Source organism: Microbacterium sp. 01T413_2 (assembly GCF_056398985.1).
The window spans coordinates 35801-62410 of sequence record NZ_JBFTQL010000024.1 but is presented as its reverse complement, the minus strand read 5'-3'; the positions used below and the strand labels follow the sequence as shown (position 1 = coordinate 62410).

23 protein-coding genes are annotated in these 26610 nt (G+C 69.2%); 7 read left to right on the top strand and 16 right to left on the bottom strand.

Annotation, left to right across the window (positions count from 1 at the left end):
• The 3 genes from AC1DMN_RS13375 to recO form a co-directional block, all read right to left on the bottom strand.
• The coding region (locus AC1DMN_RS13375) for a TerC/Alx family metal homeostasis membrane protein (RefSeq protein ID WP_477384382.1) at positions 1-798 on the bottom strand (798 nt) is incomplete at its 3' end.
• A 188-nt stretch (positions 799-986) separates the two neighbouring features.
• Positions 987-1799: an isoprenyl transferase gene (locus AC1DMN_RS13370; protein ID WP_477229193.1), complete on the bottom strand. Its 813-nt coding sequence runs from the start codon at positions 1797-1799 to the stop codon at positions 987-989.
• Positions 1796-2524, bottom strand: coding sequence for a DNA repair protein RecO (gene recO, locus AC1DMN_RS13365; protein ID WP_440731589.1), 729 nt, complete (start codon positions 2522-2524; stop codon positions 1796-1798). The genes AC1DMN_RS13370 and recO overlap by 4 nt, the downstream gene beginning before the upstream one ends.
• Positions 2525-2559: 35 nt before the next feature.
• Here recO and AC1DMN_RS13360 point away from each other — a divergent pair, with 35 nt between their 5' ends.
• Positions 2560-3246, top strand: coding sequence for a trimeric intracellular cation channel family protein (locus AC1DMN_RS13360; protein ID WP_440731588.1), 687 nt, complete (start codon positions 2560-2562; stop codon positions 3244-3246).
• 130 nt (positions 3247-3376) lie between these two features.
• Here AC1DMN_RS13360 and leuA read toward each other — a convergent pair whose 3' ends face one another.
• Positions 3377-5140 (bottom strand): 2-isopropylmalate synthase, encoded by a 1764-nt coding sequence (leuA, locus tag AC1DMN_RS13355; protein WP_477229194.1) that lies wholly within the window; start codon positions 5138-5140, stop codon positions 3377-3379.
• A gap of 246 nt (positions 5141-5386) precedes the next feature.
• Between leuA and thrC the strand changes: the two genes are divergently transcribed.
• On the top strand, positions 5387-6808 hold the full coding sequence (thrC, locus tag AC1DMN_RS13350; protein ID WP_440731586.1) for a threonine synthase: 1422 nt from the start codon (positions 5387-5389) through the stop codon (positions 6806-6808).
• Positions 6809-6895: 87 nt separating this feature from the next.
• Positions 6896-8683: a DUF2207 family protein gene (locus tag AC1DMN_RS13345; protein WP_441975776.1), complete on the top strand. Its 1788-nt coding sequence runs from the start codon at positions 6896-6898 to the stop codon at positions 8681-8683.
• A 61-nt stretch (positions 8684-8744) separates the two neighbouring features.
• Here the strand turns inward: AC1DMN_RS13345 and AC1DMN_RS13340 are convergent, their stop codons facing one another.
• From AC1DMN_RS13340 to hrcA, 9 genes are all read right to left on the bottom strand, one after another.
• Positions 8745-9686, bottom strand: coding sequence for an NADP-dependent oxidoreductase (locus tag AC1DMN_RS13340; protein WP_477229195.1), 942 nt, complete (start codon positions 9684-9686; stop codon positions 8745-8747).
• A gap of 1 nt (position 9687) precedes the next feature.
• The gene (gene era / locus AC1DMN_RS13335; protein ID WP_441975774.1) at positions 9688-10608 is read right to left on the bottom strand and encodes a GTPase Era; all 921 of its coding nucleotides are present in this window, start codon (positions 10606-10608) and stop codon (positions 9688-9690) included.
• Positions 10598-11896: a hemolysin family protein gene (locus AC1DMN_RS13330; RefSeq protein WP_441975773.1), complete on the bottom strand. Its 1299-nt coding sequence runs from the start codon at positions 11894-11896 to the stop codon at positions 10598-10600. Before AC1DMN_RS13330 ends, era begins: the two co-directional genes overlap by 11 nt.
• A complete protein-coding gene (gene ybeY / locus AC1DMN_RS13325) occupies positions 11893-12357 on the bottom strand; it encodes an rRNA maturation RNase YbeY (RefSeq protein WP_045270489.1) in 465 nt (154 codons plus the stop codon). Before ybeY ends, AC1DMN_RS13330 begins: the two co-directional genes overlap by 4 nt.
• Positions 12354-13379 carry a PhoH family protein gene (locus AC1DMN_RS13320; protein ID WP_477229337.1) on the bottom strand — a complete coding sequence of 342 codons (1026 nt, stop codon included), beginning with the start codon at positions 13377-13379 and terminating at the stop codon, positions 12354-12356. The genes ybeY and AC1DMN_RS13320 overlap by 4 nt, the downstream gene beginning before the upstream one ends.
• A gap of 70 nt (positions 13380-13449) precedes the next feature.
• Positions 13450-13797 (bottom strand): HIT domain-containing protein, encoded by a 348-nt coding sequence (locus AC1DMN_RS13315; protein ID WP_233309285.1) that lies wholly within the window; start codon positions 13795-13797, stop codon positions 13450-13452.
• Between the two features lie 37 nt (positions 13798-13834).
• Positions 13835-14563, bottom strand: coding sequence for a 16S rRNA (uracil(1498)-N(3))-methyltransferase (locus tag AC1DMN_RS13310; RefSeq protein WP_441975772.1), 729 nt, complete (start codon positions 14561-14563; stop codon positions 13835-13837).
• A 6-nt stretch (positions 14564-14569) separates the two neighbouring features.
• A complete protein-coding gene (gene dnaJ, locus AC1DMN_RS13305) occupies positions 14570-15676 on the bottom strand; it encodes a molecular chaperone DnaJ (protein WP_477229338.1) in 1107 nt (368 codons plus the stop codon).
• A 49-nt stretch (positions 15677-15725) separates the two neighbouring features.
• Positions 15726-16760, bottom strand: coding sequence for a heat-inducible transcriptional repressor HrcA (gene hrcA, locus AC1DMN_RS13300; protein WP_441975771.1), 1035 nt, complete (start codon positions 16758-16760; stop codon positions 15726-15728).
• 98 nt (positions 16761-16858) lie between these two features.
• Between hrcA and AC1DMN_RS13295 the strand changes: the two genes are divergently transcribed.
• Positions 16859-18298, top strand: coding sequence for a carboxylesterase/lipase family protein (locus AC1DMN_RS13295; protein WP_477229196.1), 1440 nt, complete (start codon positions 16859-16861; stop codon positions 18296-18298).
• An 89-nt stretch (positions 18299-18387) separates the two neighbouring features.
• Here AC1DMN_RS13295 and hemW read toward each other — a convergent pair whose 3' ends face one another.
• The 3 genes from hemW to lepA form a co-directional block, all read right to left on the bottom strand.
• Positions 18388-19632 carry a radical SAM family heme chaperone HemW gene (hemW, locus tag AC1DMN_RS13290; protein ID WP_477229197.1) on the bottom strand — a complete coding sequence of 415 codons (1245 nt, stop codon included), beginning with the start codon at positions 19630-19632 and terminating at the stop codon, positions 18388-18390.
• Between the two features lie 31 nt (positions 19633-19663).
• Positions 19664-20314 carry a DUF1990 family protein gene (locus AC1DMN_RS13285; protein ID WP_440731577.1) on the bottom strand — a complete coding sequence of 217 codons (651 nt, stop codon included), beginning with the start codon at positions 20312-20314 and terminating at the stop codon, positions 19664-19666.
• Positions 20315-20386: 72 nt separating this feature from the next.
• Positions 20387-22240, bottom strand: coding sequence for a translation elongation factor 4 (lepA, locus tag AC1DMN_RS13280; RefSeq protein WP_440731576.1), 1854 nt, complete (start codon positions 22238-22240; stop codon positions 20387-20389).
• 342 nt (positions 22241-22582) lie between these two features.
• Here lepA and AC1DMN_RS13275 point away from each other — a divergent pair, with 342 nt between their 5' ends.
• From AC1DMN_RS13275 to AC1DMN_RS13265, 3 genes are read left to right on the top strand one after another with little or no spacing between them, the layout of a single operon-like run.
• On the top strand, positions 22583-23566 hold the full coding sequence (locus AC1DMN_RS13275; RefSeq protein WP_440731575.1) for an ABC transporter permease: 984 nt from the start codon (positions 22583-22585) through the stop codon (positions 23564-23566).
• 1 nt (position 23567) lies between these two features.
• Positions 23568-24488 carry an ABC transporter permease gene (locus tag AC1DMN_RS13270; RefSeq protein ID WP_477229198.1) on the top strand — a complete coding sequence of 307 codons (921 nt, stop codon included), beginning with the start codon at positions 23568-23570 and terminating at the stop codon, positions 24486-24488.
• Entirely contained in the window at positions 24485-26539 is a 2055-nt protein-coding gene (locus AC1DMN_RS13265) for an ABC transporter ATP-binding protein (protein WP_477229199.1), read from the top strand. The genes AC1DMN_RS13270 and AC1DMN_RS13265 overlap by 4 nt, the downstream gene beginning before the upstream one ends.
• The last annotated feature ends 71 nt before the right edge of the window (positions 26540-26610 follow it).

The window sequence follows — 26610 nt, the reverse complement described above, 5'->3', positions numbered from 1 at the left end:
GGCGAGGATCACGGCGATGCCGTAGTGCAGGTAGCGCAGCCGGTCGAGCAGGTCGCCGAGCAGGAAGTAGAGCTGGCGCAGCCCCATCAGGGCGAAGATGTTCGCGGTGAACACCAGGAAGCTGTTCTGCGTGATGCTGAAGATCGCCGGGATCGAGTCGATCGCGAACATCAGATCCGTCACGCCGATCGTGACGAAGACGATGATCATCGGCGTCCAGACCCGCTTGCCGTCGACCATAGTGCGCAGCTTCGGACCGTCGAACTCATCGCTGACGGGAACGATGCGGCGCACCAGGCGGACGGCGAAGCTCTCCTTCGCGGCTGTCTCGTCCTCCTGTGCCTTCTCCGGCATCGCCTGACGGATCGCGGTCCAAATGAGGAAGGCGCCGAAGAGGTAGAAGACCGGAGCGAAGTTTTCGATGATCGTGACGCCGAGCAGGATGAAGACGCCGCGCAGCACCAGGGCAATGATGATGCCCACCATCAGCACTTCCTGCTGCAGCTTCCGCGGCACCGAGAACTGGGCCATGATCAGCACGAACACGAAGAGGTTGTCGATCGAGAGGCTGTACTCCAGCGCCCAGCCGGTGAGGAACTCCCCCGAATGCTGGCCGCCCGCGACCGCGAGCAGGAGCCCCGCGAAACCGAGCGCCAACGCGACGTAGAACACCACCCAGAGCGTGGACTCCTTGGTGGAGGGGATGTGCGGGCGCCAGCGCACGATCAGCAGGTCGCCGATCAGGATCAGCAGCAGGACGGCGAGCGAGACGACTTCGAACCAGACGGGAACGTCCACAAGGGCCTTTCGAGGGGGTCGGTCAACGGCCGAAAGTCTCTTCCCCGCCGAACGGCGGTCACGCGCCCGGAGGCCCGGCGGCGGGCCTCGTGATGACGATCGCGTGAAGTCGGAATACTCCCCTTCGCAGGGTCTATTCTACCGGATCCCGACCGAGCACGGTTCGCGACGGCGCTCCCCTCCCCGGTTCACCGACCGGAAACGACCTCATCCGGCGTGTCGACAGCACCGCCGAAACGACGGTCCCGGGCGAGGTAGATCCCGATCGCACGCCACAGCTCTTCGCGGGAGAAGTCCGGCCACAGCGTGTCGAGGAACACCATCTCGGCGTAGGCCGACTGCCACAGCAGGAAGTTCGAGGTGCGCTGCTCTCCCGAGCTGCGCAGGAACAGGTCCACATCCGGCATGTCCGGGATGTACAGGTGCCGGCGGATCGCCTTCTCGGTGATCGCGCTCGGGCGCATCCGCCCTGCCTTCACGTCCTCGGCGATCGCGCGCATCGCGTCCACGAGCTCCACGCGTCCGCCGTAGTTGATGCACATCGTGAGCGTGAGGGTGTCGTTGCCGCGCGTCAGTTCGGACGCGTACTCCAGCTCCTTGATGACGGAGCCCCACAGGCGCGGCTTGCGCCCCGCCCAGCGGATCCGCACGCCCCATTCGTTGAGCTGGTCGCGGCGACGGTGCAGCACGTCGCGGTTGTAGCCCATGAGGAAGCGCACCTCCTCGGGAGAACGCGCCCAGTTCTCGGTGGAGAACGCGTACACGCTGAGGTGCTTGACGCCGGCCTGGATGGCGCCGGCGACGACATCGAGCAGCACCTCCTCCCCCGCCTTGTGCCCCTCGATACGGTTGAGTCCGCGGCGGTTCGCCCAGCGGCCGTTGCCGTCCATGACGATCGCGACATGGTTCGGCACGGCCGGGAACGCGGGCGGTTGCACTCCGGTCCAGTCCAGGGGACGGTACGGGACGGCGTCCTTATGCGTGTACGGCTTGGGGCTCAACGGGTTCCCTCCACGAGCGAAAGCGAGCGGATCCCCCGCTCGAGATGCCACTGGGCGTATGCGGCGATGAGGCCGGATGCGGCGGCTGTGTCGCGGACGGAGGCGGAGTCGACCCGCTCCCAGTCCCCCGCGATCAGGGCGCGCAGCACATCGAGCGCCGTGGCGGGGATGCGCGGGCTGCCCGCGGGTGCGCACTCATCGCAGACGATGCCGCCCATCTGGGCGACGAACACCGTGTGCGATCCGGGCTTCGCACAGCGCGCGCAGTCGTCGAACGACGGCGCCCAGCCCGACAGCGCCATGACGCGCAGCAGGTAGGAGTCCAGGATGCTGCGGGAGGCGTGCTCGCCGCGCGCGAGAGCCCGCAGCCCGCCCACGAGCAGCAGATACTGCTCGGGCGTCGCTTCGGCGTCGTTCAGCCGATCGGCCGTCTCGACCATGGCGTTCGCCGCCGTGTAGCGGTCGTAGTGCAGGGCGATGTCGGCGCCGTAGGATCCGAGCGACTCCGCCTGCTGCACGATATCGAGCGAACGCCCCTGGTACAGCTGCACGTCCGCGACCATGAACGGCTCGAGACGCGAGCCGAACTTCGACGAGGTGCGGCGCACCCCCTTCGCCACGGCCCTGACCTTGCCGTGTGCACGCGAGAGCATCGTGACAATCCGGTCCGCCTCACCGAGCTTGTGGGTGCGCAGGATCACCGCTTCGTCTCGGTAGGTGGGCATTCCTCGATCATCCCACTCCCGGGGACAATAGAGCTGTGACCGAACCGACCTTCACCATCCCGCTGTGGGCCGATCTGCTGGGCGTGGGCCTGGGCGGCGTGCAGGGCGCCATGTTCGCGAGCGGCTTCCGGGGTGAACGCCGCCTGGATCTGCTGGGCGTGGCCATCATCGGGATCATGATCGGCATGGGCGGCGGTCTCATCCGCGACATCCTGCTGGGCCAGCCGCCCGCATCGCTGCACAGCAACTGGTACCTGCTCACCGCCGGAGGCGCGGCGCTCATCGGCATGCTGCTCGCTGGCCTCTTCCAGCGCCTGAACGCCGTGGTCGTCGGCCTCGACGCCGTGGTGATCGGCATGTTCGGCGCCTTCGGCACGAGCAAGGCGATCGCGTTCGGCCTGCCCGAGGTCCCCGCTGTGTTCATCGGCGTCTGCGCCGCCGCCGGCGGAGGTGTCCTCCGCGACATGCTCATGGGCCTGCCGGTGTCGATCATGCACGTCGGCTCCCTCTACGCGGTCGCCGCCGGCGCGGGCTGCGCCTTCATCGTGGTCGCGCACGCACTCGGCATGGGCATCGTGCCGGCCGCGATCATCGGCATCGTCCTGACCGCGATCATCCGCGTGCTCGCCGTGGTCTTCGACCTGTCGCTGCCCGAGCAGCGCGCCCTGTATCGCCGGCGCGTCGCCGCCGAGACCGGGATGATCCCGATCATCCGCCCCTGAGACACGCCTGCGCCCCGGGCTCGGCAGGTTCTGCCGGACTCGCGGCGCAGGCGCAGTCACGCGGACGGTTGCGCCGCGGACGGATCCTCCGCACACGGGGTGACGGTGCGGAGAAGCTTCGCGCGGGCGCTCAGGCGCTGACGAGGTCCGCCTCGGCGGCGGCCCGCGCACGGATGGAACGGTTCACGCAGGACACGATCGCCTTGAGCGACGCCGTGGAGATGTCACCGTCGATGCCGACGCCCCACAGGCGCTGGTCGCCGACCTGCAGCTCGACGTAGGCGGCCGCCTGGGCGTCGCCACCGGTCGACAGAGTGTGCTCGACGTAGTCGTACAGGGCGATGTCGAAGCCGCGCTCGCGCAGCACCTCGATGAACGCCGCAACCGGACCGTTGCCCCGGCCTTCGGCCTCTACGCGCTCCTCGTCGTCGCGCAGCACGACGTCGAGGGTGACCTCGCCGGACATGTCGCTGTTCGTGCGGGTGCCGAGCAGCTCGAACCGGCCCCACTTGGCGTCGTCGGCCGACGCGGGCAGGTACTCGTCGGTGAAGATCTCCCAGATCTGCTCGCTGGTGACCTCGCCGCCCTCGGCGTCGGTCTTGCCCTGCACGACGCCGGAGAATTCGATCTGCAGCTTGCGCGGCAGGTCGAGCGCGTGGTCCGTCTTCAGCAGATAGGCGACGCCGCCCTTGCCGGACTGCGAGTTGACCCGGATGACTGCCTCGTACGACCGGCCCAGGTCCTTGGGATCGACCGGCAGGTAGGGCACGCCCCACTCGATGTCGTCGACCGTGACGCCCTGAGCCTCGGCCTTCGCGGCCATGGCCTCGAAGCCCTTCTTGATCGCATCCTGGTGGGATCCGCTGAACGCGGTGAAGACGAGATCGCCGGCCCAGGGGCTGCGCTCGGGCACGGGCAGCTGGTTGCAGTACTCGGCGGTGCGCTTGACCTGGTCGATGTCGCTGAAGTCGATCTCGGGGTCGATGCCCTGCGTGAACAGGTTGATGCCCAGCGCGACGAGGTCGACGTTGCCGGTGCGCTCGCCGTTGCCGAACAGGCATCCCTCGATGCGGTCCGCGCCGGCCATGTAGCCGAGCTCCGCGGCGGCGATGGCGGTGCCGCGATCGTTGTGCGGGTGCAGCGAGAGGATCACGTTCTCGCGGTGGTTCAGGTGACGGCCCATCCACTCGATCGAGTCGGCGTAGACGTTGGGGGTCGCCATCTCGACGGTGGCCGGCAGGTTGATGATGACCTTGCGACCGGGGCTCGGCTGCAGGATCTCCAGCACCTCGTTGCAGACCTCGACGGCGTACTCCAGCTCGGTGCCGGTGTAGCTCTCCGGCGAGTACTCGTAGTAGACCTCGGTGTCGGGGATCCGCTTCTCGAACTCGCGGCACAGGCGCGCGCCCTCGAGCGCGATCTGCTTGACACCCTCGCGGTCGGAACGGAACACGACCTCGCGCTGCAGCACGCTGGTGGAGTTGTAGAAGTGCACGATGGCCTGCTTGGCGCCGGCAATCGCCTCGTAGGTGCGCTCGATGAGGTGCTCGCGGCACTGCGTCAGGACCTGGATCGTGACGTCGTCCGGGATCAGGTCCTCTTCGATGAGCTGGCGCACGAAGTCGAAGTCGGTCTGGCTCGCGGACGGGAAGCCGACCTCGATCTCCTTGTAGCCCATGCCGACGAGCAGCTCGAACATGACGCGCTTGCGCTCAGGGGACATCGGGTCGATGAGGGCCTGGTTGCCGTCGCGCAGGTCGACCGCGCACCAGCGCGGCGCCTTCGTGATGCGGGCCGAGGGCCAGGTGCGGTCGGGCAGATCGACGGCGATCTGCTCGTGGTACGGCCGGTACTTGTGGACCGGCATCGAGGTGGGGCGCTGGTTGTTCTTCATGAGGGTTGCTCTTCTCGTCGCTTCAAGTGTGGGAGCGGGCCAACACGAACACCGCGACGAGTGGGGCCCTCAGAGACGGGACTCGTCGCGGCAGATAAGAAGGAGCAGACCGCCTGCGCGCATGCCGTCATGCTAGCACGGCGACACAGGGGCGTCAGGGCTGTGACGGACCTGCGAGAATCGATGCACGCGGATCCGCACCCCCTACGAGCGGATCCGAGACGCCCGAGAATCGAGGAGCAACTCGTGCAGTACATCTCCACCCGCGGTGGCGGGGAGCCGAAGACCTACAGCGAGGCGCTCCTGGAGGGCCTGGCCGTCGATGGCGGCCTGCTCGTCCCGGAGCGGCTGCCCGAGGTCGACGCGGCGACCCTCGAGTCCTGGCGGGCACTCGACTACGCGGAGCTGGCGACCGAGGTGCTCGGCCTGTTCGCGACCGACATCCCGCGCGAGGATCTGGCGGAGCTGTGCGCGGCGGCGTACTCCCCCGCGGTGTTCGCCGAGCCCGTGCCGCTGACGCCGATCGGCGGCGGGATCACGCTCGTCGGGCTCTCCGAAGGGCCGACGCTGGCGTTCAAGGACATGGCGATGCAGTTCCTCGGGCAGGCGCTCGAGTACGCCCTCGAGCGCACGGGCGGCGTGCTGAACATCGTCGGCGCCACCTCGGGCGACACCGGTTCGGCGGCCGAGCACGCCCTCCGCGGCAAGGACCGGATCAGCGTCTTCATGCTCTCGCCGCAGGGACGGATGAGCCCGTTCCAGCGCGCGCAGATGTACTCGCTGCAGGACGCGAACGTGCACAACATCGCCGTGGACGGCGTCTTCGACGACTGCCAGAACCTGGTCAAGGACCTCGCCGGCGACCTCGACTTCAAGAACGCGCAGCACCTGGGCGCGGTCAACTCGATCAACCTCGCCCGCATCACCGCGCAGGTCGTCTACTACTTCTGGGCGTGGCTGCGCGCGACCGACGGCCTCGCCGCTGCCGAGCGGGACGGCTTCGAGGTGTCCTTCGCGGTGCCGTCCGGGAACTTCGGCAACATTCTCTCCGGCTTCTTCGCGCGCGGCATGGGCCTGCCGATCCGCCGTCTCGTGCTCGCCGCGAACGAGAACAACGTGCTGGACGAGTTCTTCCGCACCGGGCTCTACCGTCCGCGCAGCGCGGCACAGACGCTCGCGACGTCGAGCCCGTCGATGGACATCTCCAAGGCATCGAACCTGGAGCGCTTCATCTACGACCTCGTCGGCCGCGACCCGCAGCGCGTCGTCGGGGCCTGGGACGACCTCGCCCGCACCGGCGTCTTCGACTTCACCGCGGATCTGCCGCGCTTCGCCGACGAGTTCGGGATCGTGAGCGGCACCAGCACGCACGAAGACCGGCTCGCCACGATCCGCGCCGTGCACGACGCGAGCGGAACGATCATCGACCCGCACACCGCCGACGGCGTGAAGGTCGCGAGCACGTTCATCGAGGACGGCGTGCCCATGCTCGTGCTCGAGACCGCCAAGCCGGAGAAGTTCGGCGAGACCATCACCGAAGCGCTCGGGATCGAGCTGCCGCTGTCGGACGAGCTGCAGGCCCTGCTCGCGGCCCCGCAGCGCGTCACCGAGATCGCGAACGACGAGGCGGCGCTGCGCACGATCATCGAGACGAGTGCGCTGCACTGATCCTCGCGTGCGGGAGCGGGCACGCGCACAGCGCGCCCGCTCGCGGACGACCTCGGGGCGACGGGTGAGACGGATAGTCTGGCTGGCATGACGGCTCGACTGCGCGCCCGGCTGCTCACCCTGCTCGGCGCCCTCGCCCTCGTGCTGGCCCCACTGCTGGCGGCACCCGCCGCGCACGCCGACACGAACGACTTCTCCTACGCGTCCTGGGACGCGCGGTATCTGCTCAGCCGCGACGCCGACGGCCGCGCGATGCTGGCGGTGACCGAGACGCTCGTCGCGGAGTTCCCCGACTTCGACCAGAACCACGGCATCCTCCGAGGCCTGCCCACCTGGTACGAGGGCGCGCCACTCGGGCTGCACGTCGTCTCGATCACCGACGGCGCAGGCAAGGCGGTGCCGTACGACGACAGCGAGACCGACGACGGCGAGCGGCAACTGAAGATCGGCGATCCTGACAGGTTCGCGCACGGACGCAACACCTATGTGATCCGCTACACGATGCGCGATGTCGTGCATCGGCCCACCAACCGGGCAATCGACGAGTGGTATTGGAACCTGCTCCCGTTGAACTCCGCGCAGCCGATCGCGCACTTCTCCGCCGAGCTCTCCTTCGCCCCGGACGTCGATGCCGCCATGATCGGCGCCCCCTCCTGCTACGCCGGGCCCGTCGACTCCACCACCCGCTGCACGCTCTCCCCCGCCTCTGGGACCGGGTTCGCCGTGACGCAGGAGAACGTCCCCGCCGGATCCGGTGTCACCGTCGCCTTCCCGATGAAGGCGGGAACCTTCGCCCAGGCTCCGGCACGCCAGCCGGATCCGATGACCGACGTCGCGCCGTATCCCGTCGCGGGTCTCGCCGTGCTGCTCGCGATCGGTGGCCCGATCCTCGGCATCGGACTGCTGCGCCGGAACGGACGGCGCAGCGGCCGCGGCATCGTGGTCGCCCAGTACGACGTGCCTGACACGTTTCCCCCGGTCCTCGCCGCCGAGATCGAGGGTCGACGGCCCGTCGCGAACTCCGCCGAGATCGTGCACCTCGCCGTCCACAGGGCGATCCGCATCTCTGACGGCGAGAGCAAGCCCGTGCTCGAGCTCCTCGACCCGTCGAGCTCCCCCGATGCGCTCGACGCGGAGGCTCTGCATGCGCTGTTCCCCGGAGATCCTGTCGGCACGACGCTGCATCTCGAGGTGCCGAACGATCCGTTGGTCGCCCGGCTCAAGGCCCTCGCCGGGTCCGCCCATGTCGCCGCGTTCGAGCGTGGTCTGCTCACCCGGCGGCGCTCGGTGCTCGCGGTGGTCCTGAGCGTCATCGCACTCGCGGCGGGCCTCGGCGCGATCGTGCTGGCCGCGCCCGGCATGGCGGTGGGCCGTCCTGCCGCCATCGCGACCTTCGTCGTCGCGATCGTCGCATCGGCGGTCGCGATCGTCGCCATCCTCGTGTCGCTGCCGCGCCGCGCCGTCCTCACGCCGCAGGGCGCTGAGGCGCGCGAGTACCTGCTCGGGGTGCGCGAGTACATCCGGCTGGCCGAGGCGGACCGGATCCGCATGCTGCAGTCGTACCGGGGCGCGGAACGCCGCGCGGACGGCACGGTGGACGTCATCGTGCTGTACGAGCGGCTGCTCCCCTACGCGATGCTCTTCGGCATGGAACGCGAGTGGGGGCAGGTGCTTGCCGTGCAGTACGAGCACGACGGCATCACGCCCGGCTGGTACTACGGCTACACCGGCGCGAATTTCGCCGGCTCGCTCAGCGGCATGAACAGCTCGCTCAGCCCGACCCCCACGCCGAGCTCGTCGTCGAGTTCCAGCGGCTCCTTCGGCGGCGGGTTCTCCGGCGGTGGCGGAGGAGGCGGATCCTCCGGCGGCTGGTGATACCGGCGCCCTCCCGATGCGCGGAGTCTGCGGAGACCGCGCTCGAGATCGCCGCTGTCCGTCAGGGGATCAGCGCGAGCTTGCCGCCCGGATGCTCCTCGGCGAGGAAACGAGTGGCGTCGACGGCCTCGGCGAGCGGATAGGTGCGCGCGAGCGGCACCACCAGCCGTCCTTCGTCCGCGAGACGCACCAGTTCGCCACGGATCCCGTCGCGGAACGCTGCACTGCCGGGCTGGGATCCCGCGATGGCGCGGAAGCCGTGCTCCGCCGCGCGACCGGGTGCCGCGATCGTGACGATCCGGGAACGGTCCCCGACGAGAGCGAGGGAGACGTCGACGGCTTCGTCCGTGCCGACCGCATCCAGCGCCGCGTCCACGGCCAGGCCGGTGGCGCGGACCCGGTCCAGAAGACCCTCGCCATAAGCCACGGGGGTGCCGCCGAACCGACGCACGCGCTCGGCGCCGGCCTCGCTCGTGGTGCCGATCACGCGGATGCCGCGCAGTGCGGCCAGCTGCAGCACCATGACCCCGACCGCGCCCGAGGCGCCGTGGAGCAGGATGGTCTCACCCTCCTCAGCGTGCACGCGCTCGAGCATCTCCGCGGCCGTGGTGCCGGCGAGCAGCAGGTTCGCCGCCTCGGCGTGCGACAGGCGTGCGGGTTTGCGGAAGGCCTTCTCCGCGGGGATCGTGAGCGCGCTCGCATACCCGCCCTGGACCCGGAAGGCCACGACCTCGTCGCCAACTCGCGCCTCCCCCGATCCGATCCGCGTGCCCGGTCCGATCGCGAGGATCTCGCCCGAGACCTCATAGCCGATCGGCACCGGCAGCTCGACGCCCGGCCTCGGCACGGCGACGTGCTTGCGGTCCGCAGGGTTCATCCCCGCCGCGTGCACGCGGATCGTCACCTCGCCCTGTTGCGGATCCGGTGCCGTCGTGTCGGCCAGCCGCCAGCGCTCCGGACCGCCCCATTCCGGAGCGATCCACTGCCGCGCGGCGACGCTCATGTCAGAAACCCAGCCGCCCGAGCTGCTTCGGGTCGCGCTGCCATTCCTTGGCGACCTTCACGTGCAGACCCAGGAACACCCGGGTGCCGAGCAGTTCCTCGATGCCCGCACGGGCGGTCGCGCCGACATCGCGGAGCCGAGTGCCCTTGCGTCCGATGATGATCGCCTTCTGGCTGTCTCGCTCCACGACGATCGAGGCGTGCACATCGGTCAGGTCGGAATCCTCGCGCGGTGAGATGTCGTCGACCACGACGGCGATCGAGTGCGGCAGCTCGTCGCGGACGCCCTCGAGGGCCGCCTCGCGGATCATCTCGGCGATGCGGTCCTCGGTGGACTCGTCCGTGACGATGTCGTCCTCGTACAGGGACGGGCCCTCCGGCATGAGCGAGAGCACCTCGTCCGCCAGCACGTCCAGCTGCACCCGAGTGAGTGCGGAGAGCGGGATCACGGCCGCCCAGTCCTCGCGCAGGGAGTCGACCTCCATGAGCCGCTCCGTGATCTCGTCGCGCTCCGCGATGTCGACCTTGGTCACGATCGCGACCTTCTTCGCCCGCGGATAGCCGTCCAGCGACGCCGCGATGCGCTTGTCACCGGGGCCGACCTTCTCGGTCGCCGGCACGCAGAAGCCGATCACGTCGACGTCACCGAGCACCTGCCCGACGAGGTCGTTCAAGCGCTCGCCCAGCAGGGTCCGAGGGCGGTGGATGCCCGGGGTGTCCACGATCACGAGCTGTCCGTCCGGACGGTTCACGATGCCGCGGATCGCGCGCCGGGTGGTCTGCGGCTTCTCGCTGGTGATAGCGATCTTCTCGCCGACCAGCGCATTCGTGAGTGTGGACTTGCCGACGTTCGGCCGACCCACGAACGTCACGAACCCGCTGCGGTGCGGGGCCGGGGTCTCGGTGTCGCGCTCATCGCTCATCGTGGTTCTCCTTGTTCTGATCCCCCGCGAGCGGCTCCTCGGCCCGCTCCACGAAGACATGTTCGATGCCGCGGCCGCGACCCCGTGAGGCCCCGCCGGTGAGGAGAAGCCCGCGCACGACGGCCGTCGCGCCGGGAGTCGGAATGCGGCCGAGCTCCTTGCCCAGCAGGCCGCCGATGGAGTCCACGTCGTCGTCCTCGAGCTCGACGCCGAACAACTCGCCGACGTCCTCGAGGCTCATCCGCCCGCTCACCCGATAGTGCCCCGGCTCGAGCTCGACGACCTCGGAGCCGGGCCGATCGTACTCGTCGGAGATCTCCCCGACGAGCTCCTCGATGAGGTCCTCCATCGTGACGAGCCCGGCGATCCCGCCGTGCTCGTCGATCACGATGCACACGTGCACGGCCTCGCGCTTCATCTGCTGCAGGAGCGTCTCCGCACGCATGGACTCCGGCACGAACACGGCGGGCCGGGCGAGCCGGCGCACCGAGGCGGCCCGCCAGCTGCGGTCGTCCCGGTAGGCGAACTGCACCAGATCCTTGAGGTAGAGCACGCCGACGACATCATCGGCCTCGTCATCGACGACGGGCATACGCGAGACGCCGCGGTTCAGGAAGAGATCCATCGCCTCGGATGTGGTCGCCGCGGCGTCGACGGTGACCATGTCGGTGCGCGGCACCATGACCGCGCGCACGAACTGGTCGGTGAAGTCGAAGACGGAGTGGATCAGCTCGCGGTCGTCCGCCTCGATGAGGTCGTGCGAGGCCGCCTCGTCGACCATGCTGAGAAGCTGCGTCTCGGTCGCGAACGTGCTCCGCCCCGCCCCCGGGGTGACCCGGCTGCCGAAGACCGCGAGCCCCTGCGCGACCGGGCCGAGGATGACCCGGACGGCGCGGATCGTGGGAGCGCACACCCTCAGCATCGCGTCGGCGTGCTGGCGACCGAAGGATCGCGGGCTCGCCCCGACGAGGACGAAGGTGATGCCGGTCATGATCACCGCGGCGGCGAGCATCGCCCACCAGATCTGATCGTCGAACAGCAGCACCAAGGCGACCGTGACGAGCACTGCGGCCGCCGTCTCCACGAACACACGCATGAAGGCGACCGCATTCGCGTGGGGTTCCGGATCCGCGGCGATCCTGGCGAGGGCCGGCGCATTGCGCCCCTCGGCTCCCATCTCCTCCAGATCCGCCCGCGAGGTCACGGACAGCGCCGCGTCGATCGCCGCCATCAGGCCGCCGAACGCGACGAGCAGGATCGCGCCGGCGAGCAGCAGGAATGGCGTCATCGACCGTGCGAGCGCTCGTCGGCGGCGAAACCGGCGATGAGCTCGCGCTGCAGGCCGAACATCTCCTTCTCGTCCTCGGGTTCGGCGTGATCGAATCCGAGGAGGTGCAGCAGACCGTGCGTCGTGAGCAGGATCAGCTCGTCCATGAGCGTGTGCTTGGCTGCGGCCGCCTGGGTCTCCGCGACCTGGGGGCACAGCACGATGTCGCCGAGCAGCCCGGGCGGCGTCGGCCGGTCGATGGTGCCGGGACGCAGTTCGTCCATCGGGAAGCTCAGCACGTCGGTCGGTCCCGGCTCGTCCATCCACTGCACGTGCAGCGCTTCCATGGCGCCCTCGTCGACGAGGACGATGGCCACGTCCGCATCCGCGCTCACGTTCAGCTGGCCCAGGTTGCGCTCGGTGAGGCGCAGGAGCACCGTCTCGTCGATCGCGATGGCCGATTCGTTGTTGATCTCGATCATTTCAGGCCTCGTTTCGGCATGCGGTCTCGGGGTCCGGGGCGCTGCTGCCCGGCACGTCGCTCGGCGCGGTTGGCGAACTCCGCCGCCTGCTCGCGCTCGGCGCGGACCGCGGTGCGCTGCTCGTCGTATTCGGTGTACGCATCCACGATGCGACCCACCAGCGAGTGGCGCACGACGTCGTCACTCGTGAGCCGTGAGAAGTGGACGTCGTCGATGTCCTTCAGCACCCGGGTCACGACGCGCAATCCGGAGGCGCCCTGAGGAAGATCGATCTGGGTGATGTCGCCTGTGACGACCATGCGCGTGCCGAACCCGAGCCTGGTGAGGAACATCTTCATCTGCTCGGGCGTGGTGTTCTGCGCCTCGTCCAGCACGACGAACGAGTCGTTCAGCGTCCGGCCGCGCATGTACGCGAGCGGGGCGACCTCGATCGTGCCGCTCGCCATCAGCTTGGGGACGATCTCGGGATCCATCATCTCGTTCAGCGCGTCGTAGAGCGGGCGCAGGTACGGATCGATCTTGTCGGTGAGGGTTCCCGGCAGGAATCCGAGCCGCTCCCCGGCCTCGACGGCCGGGCGGGTGAGGATGATCCGCTCGACCTCCTTGCGCTGCAGCGCCTGCACCGCCTTCGCCATCGCGAGATAGGTCTTACCGGTGCCGGCGGGGCCGATGCCGAACACGATCGTGTTCTCATCGATCGCGTCGACGTATTCCTTCTGGCCGAGGGTCTTCGGCCGGATCACGCGACCCCGCGTCGACAGGATCGCCTCGCCGAGGACCTCGCTCGGGCGCACGCCCTCCCGCTCCAGCATCCGCGCCGACTGCGCGACATCGCTGGGGACGAGTGCATGCCCGGAGCGCGTCAGCTCGATGAGCTCATCCACGAGCTTCTGCGCCGAGCGCACCGCGGCCGGCTCGCCGGTCAGAGTGACCTCGTTGCCGCGCACCAGCACGTCGACCGCCGGATGCTCCTTCTCGAGCATGCGCAGCAGCCGGTCCTGTGGTCCGAGCAGCTGCACCATCGCGACCCCGTCCACCTCGATGCGGGCGGAGGTCACGGACTGGGAGGGCGCGACGCCCTCGGCCGTGTCGTCAGAAGCCAACGAGCTTGTTCTCCTCAAGATTGCCGAGCACGTGGGCGTGCACGTGGAAGACGGACTGCGCGACACTCGCGCCGTTGTTGAAGATCAGGCGGTACTCGCCGTTCGCGTGCTCATCGGCGATCTCCTTCGCCGCAGCGACCATCTTCGCCATGAGTCCGGGGTCGCCTGCGGCGAGCTCGGTGACGTCGCGGAACTGCTCGGACTTGGGGATCACGAGCACATGCAGAGGCGCCTGCGGGTTGATGTCGCGGATTGCGAAGACATCCTCGGTCTCCAGCAGGATCTCGCCGGGGATCTCCCCGTTCAGGATGCGCGTGAAGATCGAGGGTTCGCTCATGGAATCAGTCTATCCGCGCGGTGCCGGGCGGCGTCGGCTACCAGCGCCCGCGCGCCACGTTCAGCACCGCGATGGCGGCGGGGCCCGCGGTCGAGGTGCGCAGCACGGTGTCGCCCAACAGCACGCGTTCCGCGCCGGCGGCGACAAGACGCTCGATCTCCTCGGGGGCGATCCCGCCCTCGGGGCCGACGACCAGCACGATGTCGCGCTCGTCCGGGACGAGGGCGGACAGCGCCGCAGGCGCCGTCGGGTCCAGGATCAGCACCCGCTGCGTCGCCGCACGGCGCGCCAGATCGGCTGTCGCTTCGACGGATGCGACCTCCGGGATCCAGGATCGGTGGGCCTGTTTGGCGGCCTCGCGCACGATCGTGGCCCAGCGTTCCCGGCCCTTCACCGCCTTGGCCCCCTCCCACCGGGAGACGCTGCGCGCCGCCTGCCACGGAACGATCTCGTCGACGCCGAGCTCGCACGCGGCCTGCACCGCGAGCTCGTCGCGGTCGCCCTTCGCCAGCGCCTGCACGAGCAGGATCCGCGGATCCGGTCTCGGATCCTCCCTGCGCGACAGAATGCGCACCTCCACCAGGCCGGGGGCTGAGGACGCGACCTCGCCCTCGAGCCAGACGCCCGCCCCGTCTCCGAGCGTGATCGGCTCCCCGATCCGCACCCTGCGCACGACAGCGGCGTGCTTGGCCTCGGCGCCGGTGAGGGCGAGGACCGAACCGGCCGCGGCCGCCGTCGCGTCGGGCGTCACGAAGTGCAGGGCCATCGCGGGTCAGCCCCGGAAGCGGTCGCGCAGTTTGGAGAACAGCCCCTGGTGGAACTCGGCCAGCTTCGGCGCCGGTGCCTTGGTGCGCTTGGCGAAGTCCTCGATGAGCTGGCGCTCCTTATGGTCGAGCTTGGTCGGGGTCAGCACCTGTACGCCGACGCGCAGGTCGCCGCGCTGGGTTCCGCGCAGCGGCGTGACGCCGCGGCCCTTGATCGTCAGGACGTCCCCCGACTGCAGACCCTGGCGGATCTCCAGATCCACGGGTCCGTCCAGCGACTCGATGGTCGTGGTGGTCCCGAGGATCGCGTCGCTCATGGCCACCTCGAGCGTGGCGAGGAGGTCATCGCCGTCGCGGCTGAAGCGGGCGTGCGGGGAGACCGTGACCTCGACGTACAGGTCGCCGTTCGGGCCGCCCGCGCGGCCTACCTCGCCGGATCCGGGCAGCTGCAGGCGCAGGCCGGTCTCGACGCCGGCGGGGATGTCGAGGCCGACGGTACGGCGCGAACGCACCCGTCCCTGACCGTTGCAGGTCTGGCACGGGAACGGGATCGTCGTGCCGAAGCCCTCGCAGGAGCCGCACGGCGCGGTCGTGATGACGTTGCCGAGCAGGCTGCGCACCTGCTGCTGCACGTGTCCGGATCCGCCGCAGATGTCGCAGGTGACCGGTGAGGTGCCCTCCTGGCAGCAGGAGCCCTGGCACGTCTCGCACAGCACGGCGGTGTCCACGTCGATGTCGCGGTGCACACCGAACACGACGTCGCCGAGCTCGAGCGTGACCCGCACCAGCGCGTCCTGGCCCCGCTCCCGGCGCGAACGCGGCCGGGCCGCGCGCGCCCCTCCGCCCCCGAAGAAGGTCTCGAAGATGTCGCCGAAGCCACCGAACCCACCGAAACCGCCGTTGCCGTTCTGGTCGCCGCCCATGTCGTAGCGGCGCCGCGAGTCGGCGTCGCTCAGCACGTCATAGGCGTGCGTGACGAGCTTGAACCGCTCCGCCGCATCCTCACTGGGGTTCACGTCGGGGTGCAGCTGACGCGCGAGCCGTCGATACGCCTTCTTGATCTCGTCCTCGCTCGCATCGCGCGAGACGCCGAGAACCTCGTAGTGATCCGTCACCATCGCCTTTCCGGGCCGCCGTCGGCGGCATGCGTGTTCGTGCGGCCGATCAACGGCCGGTCTCATCCTCTTCGAGCAGCTGCGACAGGTAGCGGGCCACGGCCCGCGCCGCCGCGAGGTTGCTCGGATAGTCCATGCGGGTCGGCCCCATCACGCCCACGCGCGCGGTACCGCCATGCGTCAGGTAATCGCTCGCCACGATCGAGGCCTCGCCGAGGCCGAACGCGGCGTTCTCCGTGCCGATGCTCGCCGCGAGTCCGTGCTCGTCGACGTGCATCTCGCTCATGAGGCGCAGCAGCGTCACCTGCTCCTCGATGGCCTCGAGGAGCGGATGGATGCTGCCGCGGAAGTCGTGCTCCCGGCGGGCCAGGGTCGCCGCCCCCGCCATGACCAGGCGCTCCTGCCGGAACTCCGCGAGCTCCTCGGCAACGGCGCGCAGCAGCGCACCAAGGGCCGCGTCGATCCGAGGGCCGTACGAGGTCTCCGCCGCCGCCTCCACGCGCTCGGCACCGCGGCGCACCGAACGGCCGGTCAACAGCTCGGTGATGACCGCGCGGAGCACGCCGAGCTCTGGCTCGTCGAGCTCGACCGGCAGCGGCACGATCCGCTGCGACACACCGCCGGCGTCGGTGACCAGCACGATCAGCAGCCGGCTGGGGCCGAGGGCGACGAGCTCGACGTGCGTGACGTGCGCACGAGCGAAAGACGGATACTGCGCCAGCGCGACCTGGCCGGTGAGGCGTGTGAGCACGCGCACCGTGCGAACCATGAGGTCATCGAGGTCGGCAGGATCCGCGAGGAAGGCCGTGATCGCGTTGCGCTGTGCCGAAGAGAGCGGTCGCACCTGCGCGAGGTGGTCGACGAAGACACGGTATCCCTTGTCGGTCGGCACGCGCCCGGAAGAGGTGTGCGGCGCCGCGATGAGGTCCTCGTCCTCGAGCTGGGCCATGTCGTTGCGGATCGTGGCCGCGGACACGCCGAACGCGTGCCGCTCCACGATCGACTTGCTGCCGACCGGCTCGTTCGTCTCCACGTAGTCCTCGACGATGGCACGGAGCACCTGGAGTCCGCGTTCTGAGACCATCACTCCTCCTCACCGTTGGCACTCGTGCGACCTGAGTGCCAATCCTATCCTGCCGGGCCGGGAGCGGACCGAGGATACGACACTCTTAGGATGTGGCCATGGGTCAGGACGTCGTGCGCACCAGGATCTCCTCCGGCGACCTGCTCGGCCGACGTGACGTCGGTATCGATCGCTACCTCGGCGTGCCGTACGCGGCGCCCCCTTTCGGCGAACTCCGCTTCCGGACCCCGCAACCGGTGGAACCCTGGTCTGCACCTCGCGACGCCGAGACATTCGGTCCGACGGCCCCGCAACTGCCGTATGCAGGGGCGACCGCGGAGATCCTCGGCAGCGTCCGCATCGACGGCGACGGCATCCTCACGGCGAACGTCTGGGCTCCGGCCGACGCGAACTCGGCCCCTGTCGTGCTGTGGATCCACGGCGGCGCACTCGAGCGCGGCACGGCGGCACTGTCGATGTACGACGGCACGGCGTTCGCCCGCGACGGGGTGGTGTTCGTCAGCGTCGGCTACCGGCTGGGGTCCGAGGGCTTCTCGGTGCTCGAGGGGGCGCCCCGCAACCTGGGGCTGCAGGACGTTGCGGCGGCCCTGCACTGGGTGCGCGACGAGATCGCGGCGTTCGGCGGCGACCCGAATCGGATCACGCTCATGGGCGAATCCGCGGGCGGCGCGCTCGTGGCAGCGTTGCTCTCCCGGCCCGACACCCGCGCGTTGGTGCGCGGCGCGATCGTGCAGTCCGGACCGCTGGAGGCGCAGACGCCGGAGCGCGGCGGACGCGTGACCCAGCAGCTCGCGAAGCGCCTCGGCGTCGCGGCGACGCGCGAGGCATTCACGTCTCTCACTCCGGATGCCCTGCTCGAGGCACGGCGCGCGCAGTCCGCCGGATCCTCCCCGCTCGGCGGTGCCCCCGGCTTCCAGCTCGTGCTGGATCCCGATTCGCTGCCGCGATCACCGCACGAGGCGCTCGCCGACGTCGATGTGCCGCTGTTGATCGGCACCAACACCGACGAGTACCGTCTGTGGTTCCCGCCGGAGGCGCTGGCCGCAATCCGGCCGTCGAAGCTCCTGCTCGCGCGGCTCGCCCTGCGGATCCCGGCCGCAGCCGCCAGGGCCGTACGTGCCGACCATCCTGGAGGTAGCACCGGGGAGGTGTTCGGCCAGCTCGCCACAGACCTGTTGCTGCGCGCGCCGGCCGCCCGGGTCGCGCGCGCCCGCACCGCGCAGACGTTCGTGTACGAGTTCTCGTGGCCGAGTCCGGTGCGTGACCTGCGCGCCGCGCATGCCCTGGAGATCGGGTTCGTGTTCGACCGGCTCCGCGATCCCGAGAGCGCCAAGATCGCGGGCACCGCGCCCCCGCAGGCCCTGGCCAGCGCGATGCACGACGCCTGGGTGCGCTTCATCCGCGACGGCGATCCGGGATGGCCGGCGTTCGACATGCAGCGCACCGCGGCGCTGTTCGATGGCGCAGGCGAAGGGCCCGTCATCGGCCCGCAGCGAAGGCAGACGGTGCTGGATCTGCTGCCGGCACCCAGGGGCTGAGCGTCGTCCGCCTCCGCTCACTGGTCGCGAATTGCGGTTCGCTGCGGCGAATGAGCGCATTTCGCGACCAGTGAACGGCCTGCGCCGGATCAATCCGTCAGCGCGCGCACCACGGCGTCGGCGAGCAGCCGTCCGCGCAGCGTGAGCACGAGGGTGCCGCGCAGTGCGGGACCGGCTTCGACGAGGCCGTCGGCGATGAGCCCCGCGACCCTGGTGCGGGCGTCGGCCGCGATGGCGTCCAGCGGCATGCCCTCCGCCATGCGCGAGCGCAGCAGGATCCGCTCCAGCAGGGCGGCATCTGCATCGGGCCGCTCCGTGCCCGCTGCCGGTGACTCCCCCACCGCGAGCCGCTGCGCGTACGCGGCAGGGTGCTTCACGTTCCACCACCGCAGGCCGGCGACGTGGCTGTGCGCCCCGGGCCCGAAGCCCCACCAGTCCGTGCCGCGCCAGTACGCCATGTTGTGCCGGGAGCGCTGATCCGCGGCACTGCGACCGACCTCGGTCGAAGGCCGACGGGCCCAGTTGCTCACCTCGTACCAGTCGAACCCGGCCTCGCTCAACAGGCTGTCGGCGAGCTCGTACATGTCGGCCTGCAGGTCGTCGTCGGGAGCGGGAACCTCGCCGCGCCGGATCTGACGGGCGAGTTTCGTGCCGTCCTCGATGATCAGCGCGTACGCGGAGATGTGATCCGGATCCAGGGCGATTGCGGTCGTCAGCGAGGAACGCCAATCCTCCAGCGACTCCCCCGGTGCCCCGTAGATGAGGTCCAAGCTGACCGCGAGCCCTGCGGCGCGGGCCGCGTCGACCGCGGTGCGCACGTTCTCCGGCCGGTGCGTGCGGTCGAGCGCCGCGAGCACGTGCGGCACGGCGGACTGCATCCCGATCGACATCCGGGTGACACCGGCGGCCGCGAGCTCCTCGGCCACCTCAGGGGTCACCGTGTCGGGGTTGGCCTCCACGGTCACTTCGGCATCGGCGGCGATGCCGAACGCGCCGACCACGGCGCCGAGCATGCGGCCGAGGTCGCCCGCCGGCAGCAGCGTGGGCGTCCCGCCGCCGAAGAACACCGTGCTCAGCGGGCGGAGCGGACCGCGCTCGGCCAGCACGTCGCGGGCGAGGGAGATCTCCTGGATCAGGGTGTCGGCGTACGTGTCCTGCCGCGCACCGCGCAGCTCGGACGCCGTGTACGTGTTGAAGTCGCAGTAGCCGCAGCGCACCCGGCAGAACGGCACGTGCAAATACGCGGAGAACGGCGCGTCAGGATCGATCGGCAGATCATCCGGCAGGCGGCCATCCGCGGGAGCCGGATCCCCGAGCGGCAGGGGGCCGGCCATCAGGCCGTCCTCCCCGTCAGCAGAGACCCCATCAGAGGGGCGTCGCGTACAGCGGGGAGATCGCCCGCAGGTACCGAGCGAACAGCTCGCGACGGCGGCGCTTCACCAGATACGGGAAGCTGCGGTACAGAAAGCTGTTCGGTCGGTCGAAGGCGCGCACCGTGAACCACACCTCGTCGGCGTCGTTCCACTCGATGTCGAACGACTCCTCGCCGCTCACCACGGATCCGGCGACCGTGCCCAGCACGAACCCGATCCGGTGGGTCTGCTCCGTCACCGAGATCACCCGCAGCTCGGCGTCCGCACGCATGCCCGACACCCGTCCGTGCAGCTTGAGAGTCATGCCGGGGCCCACCCACGGCGTGCCGTCCTCGTCGTAACGCGGCTCCACCTCGGTACGGCTCGGGGCGATCGGGGCGCCCTCGGCGTCGAAGCTGACCCCGGCGTACCCGGGGCTCGATGCCGGACGCACATCCGTGAGCTGAAGACCCGCCGCACGTTGCGCCGTCCAGGACAGCAGGGCGTCGCCGGCGGTGCGGAACCGCTCTTCGCCACTGCCCAGCCGCCACGACTCCTCGGCGGGAATGCTCCGCTCCGGCGGATACTGCATCAGGTCGGGCGCGTGGGTTGCCCCCACGGCGGCATAGTCCACCGTTCCTTCTCGGAATGTCCCGCGACGCATGACAACCACCCTACTTGCTGGCCCCGGCGCCCCACCCAGGTTCTCCCAAGGGTGGGGTGCATCGCGCGCAGCCTACTTCTTGTCCTTGCCCTCGACATCTCCCGAGAGCGCGGCGATGAACGCCTCCTGGGGGACTTCGACGCGGCCGACCATCTTCATCCGCTTCTTGCCCTCCTTCTGCTTCTCGAGGAGCTTGCGCTTACGGGTGATGTCACCGCCGTAGCACTTGGCGAGCACGTCCTTGCGGATGGCGCGGATGGTCTCGCGGGCGATGATGCGTGCGCCGATCGCAGCTTGGATCGGCACCTCGAACTGCTGACGCGGGATCAGCTTGCGCAACCGCTCGGCCATCATCGTCCCGTAGGCGTAGGCCTTGTCGCGGTGCACGATCGAGCTGAACGCATCGACCTTCTCGCCCTGCAGCAGGATGTCGACCTTGACCAGGTCGGACTCCTGGGATCCCGAGGGCTCGTAGTCGAGCGAGGCGTAGCCCTGCGTCTTGGACTTCAGCTGGTCGAAGAAGTCGAACACGATCTCGCCGAGCGGCATGTTGTAGCGCAGCTCGACGCGCTCCTCGGAGAAGTACTCCATGCCCAGCAGGGTGCCGCGGCGGGACTGGCAGAGTTCCATCACGGTGCCGACGTAATCCTTGGGCAGCAGGATGGCCGTCTTCACCATCGGCTCGGAGACGGATCCGATCCGCCCGTCGGGGTACTCGCTGGGGTTGGTGACGGTGACCGTCTCGCCGGTGTCGGAGGTGAGCACCTCGTAGATCACGCTCGGTGCGGTCGTGATGAGGTCGAGGCCGAACTCGCGGGACAGCCGCTCCGTGATGATCTCCAGATGCAGCAGGCCGAGGAAGCCGCAGCGGAACCCGAAGCCGAGTGCGACCGAGGTCTCCGGCTCGTACTGCAGCGACGCGTCGGAGAGCTTGAGCTTGTCGAGGGCCTCACGCAGCTCCGCGTAGTCGCTGCCATCGATCGGGTAGATGCCGCTGAACACCATGGGCTTCGGGTCGGTGTATCCGGCCAGCGCCTCGGTCGCGGGCTTGCGGGCGTTGGTGATCGTGTCGCCGACCTTCGACTGGCGCACGTCCTTCACGCCGGTGATCAGGTAACCCACCTCACCGACGCCGAGGCCCTTGGAGGGCACCGGCTCTGGGCTGGAGACGCCGATCTCCAGGAGCTCGTGGTTGGCTCCCGTGGACATCATCTGGATGCGCTCGCGCGGCGACAGCTTGCCGTCCACCATCCGCACGTAGGTGACCACGCCGCGGTAGGAGTCGTAGACCGAGTCGAAGATCATCGCGCGCGCCGGGGCGTCCGCATCGCCGGACGGCGCCGGGATCTGCTGCACGAGACGGTCCAGGAGCTCCTCCACGCCGACGCCGGTCTTGCCGGAGACCCTCAGCACATCCTCGGGGCGGCCGCCGATGAGATCGGCGAGCTCCTTGGCATACTTCTCGGGCTCGGCGGCGGGCAGATCGATCTTGTTCAGCACCGGGATGATCGTGAGATCGTTCTCGAGCGCGAGGTACAGGTTCGCGAGTGTCTGGGCCTCGATGCCCTGCGCGGCGTCGACGAGGAGGATCGCGCCTTCGCACGCGGCGAGCGAGCGGGAGACCTCGTAGGTGAAGTCGACGTGCCCCGGAGTGTCGATCATGTTCAGCGCGACGGTCTCGCCGTCGACCTGCCAGGGCATGCGCACGGCCTGGCTCTTGATCGTGATGCCGCGCTCGCGCTCGATGTCCATGCGGTCCAGATACTGCGCGCGCATGTCGCGGTCGGAGACCACGCCGGTGATCTGGAGCATCCGGTCGGCCAGCGTCGACTTGCCGTGATCGATGTGGGCGATGATGCAGAAGTTGCGGATCTGCTGCGGAGGCGTGGCGGCCGGCTGCAGCGGAGTGAGTGCGCGAGGTGACATGGGGTCCTGAACGATGCGGGGTCCGGCGGGCGGATCGGGCTGACCCGGGCGAAACGGGTATCCCTACGATTCTACGGGAGTGCCGGATGCCCGCGGAGGCGGCCGCTCCCCGCGGGCGGGTTCCGCGGCAGGCGAGCCCGATATACGGCATCACGCCCGGCCGATGATAGTCTCGCGAGGTTGCCGCTCCCCGGAACCGGGTGTCAGCGGCAGCAACACTCCGTCTCGCGCTGCGCGGGCCGGAGCACCGCGTCACCGGTTTCGGGTCGTGTTGATATGGCATCGACCCAGCGCTGCGTCGGAGATCCCGCGCTGCGCCTGTGACCAGAGAGAGAAACCATCTTGATCAAGTACTTGCTGCGCCGGGCTCTCGGCTGGCTCCTCATGATCGTGGTGGCGACCAATGTCACGTACTTCCTCGCGTGGGCCTTCCTCGATCCGCGCAGCAACTACGTCGGCCGTCGCCCTCCGCTGAGCGAAGACCAGATCAACCGCCTCCTCGAACCTCGCAACCTCAGTGACACCGTGCCGCTGCTGGAGCGCTGGTGGCACTGGTTCACCGACATCGTCCTGCATTGGAACTGGGGAGTGAGCCCGGTCGGACAGTCCGTGAACGACCAGATCGCGTATCGCATGTGGGTCTCCGGCGAACTCGTGCTCGGCGCGACGATCATCACGGCGGTGCTCGGCATCGCCATCGGCGTGTACACCGCCTCTCGGCAGTACAAGGTCGCGGACCGTGTCTGGCAGGGCATCTCCATCGTCACCATGAACATCCCGATCATCGTCGCGGCGCTCGGAATCGTGATCATCGCGATCGCGATCAACGACGCGCTCGGCTTCCGGTTGTTCTACGTCACGGGGGCGCGCAGCGACGGGGTGACGGGGTTCTTCCCGGTGCTGATCGACACCCTGCAGCATCTGATCCTTCCGACCATCGCGCTGGTGTTCATCGGCTACTCCAGCTACCACTTCCTGCAGCGCTCCCTGCTGCTGGACAACATCAAAGCCGACTACGTGCGCACCGCGCGGGCAAAGGGCCTGACGAAGCCGCAAGCGATCCGCAAGCACGCGCTGCGCACGTCGCTGATCCCCGTCGCGACCCAGCTGGCCTTCAGCATCCCCACCGTGTTCACCGGTGCGGTGCTGACCGAGACGATCTTCGCGTGGAACGGCATGGGCCGGTACTTCGTGCAGACCATCGGCACCAACGATGTCCACGGCGTGGTGGCGATCGCCGCCTTCAGCGCCGTGCTCACGGCGATCGGCGCCATCCTCGCCGACATCGCCGTGGTGGTCCTCGATCCGCGAGTGAGGGTGAGCTGACATGACTTCCCAGACCGTCCAGCCCCCCGTCGGGCCCGACACCACCGCCGCGCGGATCCCGCGCAAGCGCATCGGCACCTTCCGGCTCTACTACCGCCGCTTCGTGCGAAACCGTCCCGCGGTCGCGGGCGTGTTCATCTTCGCCTTCCTCGCGTTGTTCGCGGTGTTCGGCCCTCTGATCGCGCACTTCAGCTTCAGCGAACTCGACTTCCTGGCGCTCGGCACTCCGCCGGACGGCACGCACTGGTTCGGCACCGCCGCGGACGGCGGGGACCTGTTCGCGCAGACCGCCGTGGGCCTGCAGCGGTCGCTGATGATCGCACTCACGGTCTCGATCGGTACCACGGTGATCTCCGCGATCGTCGGCACGGCAGCCGCCTACTTCGGCGGCACGACCGAGCGCATCATCCTGCTGATCATCCACTTCCTCATGGTCGTGCCGACGTTCCTCATCCTGGCCCTGGTCTCCTCGAACGCCGGCGGGGACTGGCGCGTGATCTCGGCCGCGATGATCTTCATCAGCTGGTTCTTCCCCGCCCGCGTGATCTGGACGATGGCGCTGTCACTGCGTGAGCGCGAGTACGTGCACGCCGCGCGCTACATGGGCGTCCCCGGCATGAAGATCGTGCTGCGCCACCTGCTGCCGAACATCGGCTCGCTCCTGGTGATCAACTTCACGCTCGGCGTCGTCGGCGCGGTCATCACTGAGACCGGCCTGTCCTTCATCGGCTTCGGCGTCAAGATCCCCGACGTCTCGCTCGGATCCCTCATCGGCATCGGAGCGAACTCCCTCGCCAGCGCCCCGTGGACGTTCTACTTCCCCGCCCTCGCGCTGACGCTGCTGACCGTCTCCATGGCGCTCGTCGCCGACGGCCTCCGCGACGCCCTCGACCCCACCTCGGCGGCGGGAGGCCGCGCATGACCGCTCCTCTTCTCTCCGTCCGCGATCTGAACGTCAGCTTCGCCTCCGAATCCGGCCGTGTCGACGCCGTCCGCGGTGTCTCGTTCGACCTCGAGCCGGGGCGGACGCTCAGCATCGTGGGCGAGTCCGGCTCCGGCAAGTCGGTCACCTCGCTCGCGATCATGGGTCTGCTCGATGAGAACGCGAAGGTCGGCGGGTCGATCATGTTCGACGGCATCGAGCTCGTCGGAAAGAGCGACAAGGAACTCTCGGCACTGCGCGGCAACGGCATCGCGATGATCTTCCAGGATCCGCTCACCTCGCTCACCCCGGTGTTCACCGTCGGCGACCAGCTCATCGAGGCACTCACCGTGCACCGCAGCATGTCGCACGCGGACGCGACCGCGCGAGCGGTCGAGCTGCTCCGGCTCGTCGGCATTCCGAGCCCGGAACGGCGACTGAAGTCGTTCCCGCACGAGTTCTCCGGCGGCATGCGCCAGCGCGTGGTGATCGCGATCGCGATGGCCAACAACCCGAAGCTGATCATCGCCGACGAGCCCACCACGGCCCTCGACGTGACGATCCAGGCCCAGATCCTCGACCTGATCGCCACGGCGCAGCGCGAGACCGGGGCCGCGGTCATCATGATCACGCACGACATGGGCGTGGTCGCCAAGACCGCCGACGACGTGCTAGTGATGTACGCCGGCAAGCCCGTGGAGCAGGCTCCTGTGCGCGAGCTGTTCCACGAAACCCGGATGCCGTACTCGATCGGCCTGCTCGGCGCGATCCCGCGCGTGGACAAGGCCCAGAAGCAGCCGCTGGTGCCGATCAAGGGCAACCCGCCGCTACTGATCAACCTCCCCGACGAGTGCCCGTTCGTGGCGCGCTGCCCCATAGCCACCGAGGCCTGCCGCACCAGGGAACCCGAGCTGCGGGCGATCAAGACGAGCGAAGGCGGCGAACACCGGGTCGCATGCGTGCGCGCCGACGAGATCGAGAACGGCCTCATCGGCGGGGTGCCGGTGTATCCGGTCCCGGAGCTCCCCACCAGCGCCCTCGATCGCATCCCGCGAGAAGAGCGACCGGTCACCCTCGACGTCCGCAACATGCAGAAGACGTTCCCGCTCACCCGGGGCGCCTTCCTCAAGCGCAAGGTCGGCGAGGTCCACGCCGTCAAGGGACTGACCTTCGACATCCGCGAGGGCGAGACGATGGCGATCGTCGGCGAGTCCGGCTGCGGCAAGACCACGACCCTGCTCCAGATCATGGACCTGGTGAAGCAGACCGATGGCGAGATCACGATCGCCGGCACCAAGGTGTCGGAGCTGCACGGCGGCAAGGCGGAGCGGACCATCCGACGCGATCTGCAGATCGTCTTCCAGGATCCGATGGGAGCGCTCGACCCGCGCCTCACCGTCGCGGACGTGATCGCCGAGCCACTGCGCGCGATCGGCGTGCCACGAGCCGAAGCCGACCTCAGGGTGGACGAGCTCATGGACCTCGTGGGCCTCGACCCGGCGCACGCGAGCCGGTTCCCCGGCGCGTTCTCCGGTGGTCAGCGTCAGCGCATCGGCATCGCCCGCGCGCTCGCGACCAACCCCAAGATCGTCGTCCTCGACGAGCCCGTCTCGGCGCTGGACGTCTCGATCCAGGCCGGTGTGATCAACCTGCTCGACGAGCTCAAGGTCAAGCTGGGGCTCTCCTACCTCTTCGTTGCGCATGACCTCTCTGTGGTGCGGCACATCGCCGACCGCGTCGGAGTCATGTACCTCGGCGAGTTCGTCGAGCACGGCGACGTGGACGAGATCTTCGACGATCCACAGCACCCGTACACCCAGGCGCTGCTGTCGGCCATCCCCGTCCCCGATCCCGACATTGAGCGCACCCGCGAGCGCATCGTCCTGCAGGGCGATCTGCCGAGTCCGGCGGACCGCCGCGACGGCTGCTCCTTCACCTCGCGCTGCCCGCTGTACAAGATGCTCCCGGAGAATCAGCGCACCCGGTGCGAGACCGTGGTCCCCGAGCTGCACGGTCCGGAGTCGCACGTGAACGCCTGCCACTGGCGGTGACCGAACGGCAGCCGTTGAACTCGAAACGGTAACGGTTTGTCTCGATATACCGGGGAGCTTCGGTTCACGCC